This is a genomic window from Arenimonas composti TR7-09 = DSM 18010 (genome assembly GCF_000426365.1).
Classification (GTDB): domain Bacteria; phylum Pseudomonadota; class Gammaproteobacteria; order Xanthomonadales; family Xanthomonadaceae; genus Arenimonas; species Arenimonas composti.
This window is the reverse complement of record NZ_AUFF01000018.1, coordinates 1-3,980: the sequence shown is the minus strand read 5'-3', so window position 1 is coordinate 3,980 and position 3,980 is coordinate 1. Positions and strand designations below refer to the sequence as shown.

Genomic DNA, 3,980 nt, shown 5'->3' with positions numbered 1-3,980 from the left:
GCCCGAAGTGTGCTGAGATTGCGCGAAGCGGACAAGGGCGCGATCGATGGACCAGATGAGCTTCGGCGACGCGGAATACGCTGCCAAGAAGAAGATAGGTTGGCATTGAGGCCTAACGCTTGAATTAAGCCGCGCCGCAAAGCGGCGTCGGCTTGAATGAATTGTTATGTTGCAGCTAGTAGGCGCCGATTATCCGTTGGAACGCACTATCCCTACCAATATTGGGAATCTGCTGATCTGTAGCTGCGATGATCGCGTTCATTGCGGCCTTCGTGACCTGGTTGGTTGTGAGGGGCAATGCTGCCTGAACCACAGAGCGATAGTTCGGCGCACATGAACGCAAAGAAAGTCGTGCTGCAAACTCCCTATCTGTCGGCAGCTTTACAAGCTCCTTAAATTCCTCTTCAGTGAAGCGACTGATCATTGCGTCGTAATGGGGAACGGCCATTCCTGATACGCCGTAGCCATTGCCGATTTTTGCCATAATCAGCGTCTTGACGTAGCTGCGCCTTATGGCTTCAGGAATGCGACCGGTAGTAGGCACATAACCAAGAAGGCTCTTGGCGTGCGCAGGTTCGTTATAGAAGTTATTGAACGCACTGTGCGCGTTGTAAAGCGCCGACACCCGCTCAGCCATCTCTACGGCCAGTGTGTCGGGAGGGAGATACCCGAGCCCCTCAATGCCCGTCAAGAACTCGTTGGCAGCCGTACGACGCGAAACCTCGCCGTTTGCGGCGAATGTAGAGAAGCGAAGGCCGCACTCGTATCTGGCGTCCTCTGGAGCTAGTTCCCAGCACTTACGCGCGATGAGCCGGATGTTCGACTTAACCTGAGTAGTTGCATTGTCTGCGGTATACATCCCAAAGAGCGTTCTAAGTAGCGATCTGACAATATCGGCAGGCAAATGCTCCATCCCTGACCGAATGTGCTGCGCGTCCTGCTCCGAGAGGTTTGAGTTTCGAATGCTATTGAGGAACCGCTTTACCTCAATTGCTGAAGCCTCCGGCTCTCTCGCGATGACTTCTCTAATGCATGTCTCTAGCCAGGAGATTAGCTGCAAGCCACTAAGATCATTCTGATTTGGGTGCGCAGCACTGGCCCAGTTACGCATGTCCCGAATGTAGTCGAGATGGCGATAACCGATGTCAGACAAGATCCCCGTCAGATGGCAACCACGGATCAGTTCCCATTCTTCGATCTTTGTTAGGTCGCTCTCATCGCGTAATTTCGCGCGCCGGGATGGATCAGTAACTACGCTGTCATAGAAGTAGTCGAGGTCAAATCTAGCGACCTTCCTTCTAAGATGAACCACTGTCTCGTCCCAAACAAAGTTTAGGGCGGCATCAAAAAGTCCGGCACCGCACGCCGCGATGAACTTTGACAAGTACAGCGCGTCCCCTCGCTTCGCATGGTCAATCAGCGCGATGACGTCGGGAAGATTGGCTATTACGCGTTGTCGTTCAGCGGTAGGAACGAGAACATTCTGAGTGGGCAGGCCAAGCTCACCCAAGTAGCTGACTAGGGCACCCGTGAACTGATCGACGCGCTCAACGACTTGAGTTTGACTTTGGACGATGGTGGGTACCGACATTGCTCCCCCTGCAACATAACGCCCGAGTTAAGCCGCGCCGAAGGCGTCGGCTTGAATGATTGGTTAGAACCGAACAACGTCCACCGTGGGGCCTAGGGATATGCCGTCCACTTCCGTCACTAGATCTGCCAAGCGTATCGCATCGTCCAAGGACTCTTCTGGGCCGTGTGATGCCGTGAGCATGAAGTAGGGGTTGCTCCCGTCTCCGACGCAAAGCTCGTCAACAATTTCCTCAATGCGCGCTGCGTCGGCTCCGATGACTCCAATGTATTTAACGCCCTCTGCGATCCACTTCGAGACCAGAGCATCTAGCTCAGGTCTATAGCCGGAGAGCGATTGAAGGACAAGCTTGCCAGGTGCTGACATCGGTTCTAACGCCTGAGTTAACCCGCGAAGCGAAGCGGCGTCGGCTTGGACGAATTGTTAGGTTGTGGGCCTAGCAAATTCGCACCGAGTAATAGTGATCGTCGGGTAGCAGCATAAGCGATGATGTCGGCTGCAGCTCCCGAGTCGTGTCTTTCGGCAGAAGTGGAGTGGCGGCACCCGGCAGAGTGAAGCGGTAATAGTGAAAAACAAGCGTTAGCAATGCAGCCATTGCATTCAATGCATTCTTGAGCGTGGCCTCCTGAAAGAACGCATTGCGCTCATGCTTGACATTATTGTGGCTTCGCCACCAGTCAGGGTTCGTTGCCGAAGCCCAGTTAGACCACGGTGTGAGTTGCAGGCCGTAGCGGGGCACGAAGACCTGCATGGCTGGTAGATCCGGAATGTTGCTGGTGAGCACCTGGCGGTACTGGTCGATGTTGTTGCGCGGTGCAGGCGGGTCGAGTTGCTGGCAGAGAAGCTTTGCGACCACGTCCACCTCGGAGGACGCTGCAAGCAGCAGGTGAGCAAACTCCACCGAATACGTCTGCATGTTGTCATTGCAGAACTCGACGTATCTGGAGGCCAGCTCCAGGTCGTGCTCTAACGCTAGGAAGTAGTTCCAATGGACTTTGCCGGATGTCGCAATAATCGCCATAGCTTCCCCGCAACCTAACGACCGTGTTCAGCCGCCGCGCGGCGGAAGCCAATGCTACTGCGACACCGCCTCATCCGCGCGGTCGGCTGCAACACTTAGTTAGGCCTCCGCAGCTAGCGCCACCTGTACACCATCGTCGTTGTCAAAGTTAAGAAGGACGAAGTAGAGGAAGTTGCTTGGAAGGAGCCGAACCTCGAAGCTTCGAAGCAACGACTGCAAGAGCAACGCCTTGCGGTTCAGTGCCCGCAGCTCGCTTTCGACGTCAATTGCCGCTGCGTACCAGTTCCTCGCATGCAGGAAGCGACTCGCCTGCTCATAGGTAGTGATCGCTCCTTCCTTTGTGAGGCAGTCATAGCTCGGATACCTCATGGTGGTCTCGTCTTCAAACTCAAACGGACCGGGAAAGAAGTCGGGATTCAACCGCTCGATGTCACGAAAGATGAGTCGAGCATTCCAATCTGACGCGAAGCCCTCTCGCACCTTCTCATAGTCAGCACGATTCGCCGCAATGGATGCGATTGCGACTAGCTCGATGCACTTTCGAATGGACAGCGCAACGCATTCCAGATCGTACTCAGTGGCGGCTCGCACCTGGAGCTCTACGTCCATCAAGTGTCTTATGCGAAGAATGCGATCGCGTGCCGCCTCCATACAGTTGCGATAGGGCCGCATCTGTTCGACAAGATGCTGCGGGACAGACTTCATGAGTGGCCTAACGCCTGAGTTAAGCCGCGCCGCGAAGCGGCGTCGGCTTGAACGAACTGTTAGCGCTCATCCGACGAATCTCTCTCACGCCGTAGCATGCCGACTGCCGCACTACTGAAGACAAGATCCTGTGCCGTTGGAGTTAGGTTTCTTACTGTCCGTGACCACTCCGCAAGAAGTGCGTTCTCACTGTGAGCTGCCAAAGAAATCACCCATGCCTCATTCCAGTCATCGTCAGAGTTAATGGCAACAAGAACTGCGCTCGGTCCTTGGCGCGCGACCCGAAACTCCTCTGGCATCGCCTCAATCCACTCTCCATCCTCAAGCAACACGAGGACCCGCGCGGTCTCGCCTTTGAGGTGAACTTGAAGCTCAAGGTCATCCTGAACAATGTCCCAGACGTACGGCCTCCTAATAGTGAGGCGGCCCCTCCACGATCCGTCCAGCAGGGCGTCACTCGCGTCTACCGATGCAGATGCAAATTCCGATCTTGCTGGCCTTGTCCCCGCGCACCCAACGAGTAGAACCATTGTGGCCATAAGGACAAGCGCATTGCGTCTACGATGATGCATGTTGAACGCTAACGCCCGAGTTAAGCCGCGCCGCGAAGCGGCGTCGGCTTGAATGATGAAATGGACTCCCCCCGCGTCGCCAAACGGCCTC

3 protein-coding genes are annotated in these 3,980 nt (G+C 55.3%); all 3 read right to left on the bottom strand.

Going from position 1 to position 3,980, the window contains the following annotated elements:
* Positions 1 to 175: 175 nt before the first annotated feature.
* The 3 genes from K311_RS18220 to K311_RS17880 all read right to left on the bottom strand — a co-directional run bounded on the left by K311_RS18220 (position 176) and on the right by K311_RS17880 (position 3,221).
* Positions 176 to 1,591, bottom strand: a complete 1,416-nt coding sequence (locus K311_RS18220; RefSeq protein WP_081683463.1) for a hypothetical protein — start codon at positions 1,589 to 1,591, stop codon at positions 176 to 178.
* A 436-nt stretch (positions 1,592 to 2,027) separates the two neighbouring features.
* The gene (locus tag K311_RS17035; protein WP_051240162.1) at positions 2,028 to 2,612 is read right to left on the bottom strand and encodes a hypothetical protein; all 585 of its coding nucleotides are present in this window, start codon (positions 2,610 to 2,612) and stop codon (positions 2,028 to 2,030) included.
* A 99-nt stretch (positions 2,613 to 2,711) separates the two neighbouring features.
* A complete protein-coding gene (locus tag K311_RS17880; protein WP_154659575.1) occupies positions 2,712 to 3,221 on the bottom strand; it encodes a hypothetical protein in 510 nt (169 codons plus the stop codon).
* Between the last annotated feature and the right edge of the window lie 759 nt (positions 3,222 to 3,980).

Coding starts and splice junctions, on each gene's coding strand:
- K311_RS18220 (WP_081683463.1), bottom strand. CDS start 1,591: ATGTCGGTACCCACCATCGTCCAAAGTCAAACTCAAGTCGTTGAGCGC.
- K311_RS17035 (WP_051240162.1), bottom strand. CDS start 2,612: ATGGCGATTATTGCGACATCCGGCAAAGTCCATTGGAACTACTTCCTA.
- K311_RS17880 (WP_154659575.1), bottom strand. CDS start 3,221: ATGGACGTAGAGCTCCAGGTGCGAGCCGCCACTGAGTACGATCTGGAA.